Origin of the sequence: Rhizobium ecuadorense, assembly GCF_001187535.1 — a bacterium.
In the GTDB taxonomy this organism is placed as follows: Bacteria; Pseudomonadota; Alphaproteobacteria; order Rhizobiales; family Rhizobiaceae; genus Rhizobium; species Rhizobium ecuadorense.
Genome location: NZ_LFIO01001650.1, coordinates 1 through 543, shown reverse-complemented (window position 1 = coordinate 543; position 543 = coordinate 1). Strand labels below are relative to the sequence as shown.

Annotated in this window: 1 protein-coding gene and 1 pseudogene; both read left to right on the top strand. The window is 61.5% G+C overall.

Annotated features, from left to right (window positions below; all coding sequences use genetic code 11):
• The coding region (locus AF337_RS32885) for an ABC transporter permease subunit (RefSeq protein WP_152971307.1) at positions 1–432 on the top strand (432 nt) is incomplete at its 5' end.
• A pseudogene (locus AF337_RS46345) lies at positions 429–543 on the top strand (ABC transporter permease); the annotation flags it as partial. The gene AF337_RS32885 and the pseudogene AF337_RS46345, both read left to right, overlap by 4 nt.

Here is a 543-nt window from a genome sequence, read left to right as displayed (position 1 = left end):
GGTTTCGTCGAACGATTGAAGGCGATCGCGCTGCCGACGGCGACCCTCGTGCTCGTCGTGCTCGCGCACATGATGCGCATGACGCGAGCGGCGATCCTCTCAGTCATGTCCTCCGCCTACATGGAGACCGCAGAGCTGAAGGGCCTTAGCGCCTTCCGCGCGATCGTCAAGCATGCCGCCCCCAATGCGCTCGCGCCGATCATCAATGTCATCGCGCTGAACCTTGCCTATCTCGTGGTCGGCGTCGTCGTTGTCGAAGTGGTCTTCGTCTATCCCGGCATGGGGCAATATATGGTCGATGCGGTCACCGTGCGCGACATGCCCGTGGTACAGGCCTGCGGCCTGATCTTCGCGGCTGTCTACATCTTCCTCAATATGACGGCCGATATCCTCGCGATTATCGCCAATCCCCGGCTGAGGCATCCGCGATGAGATTGAGAGACATCCCCATCACCGCCTGGATTGGCATGGCCGGTATCGCCATCGCCTTCATCTTCGCAATCTTCGCCCCCTGGCTCGCCCCCTATGGCGAGACGCAGGTCG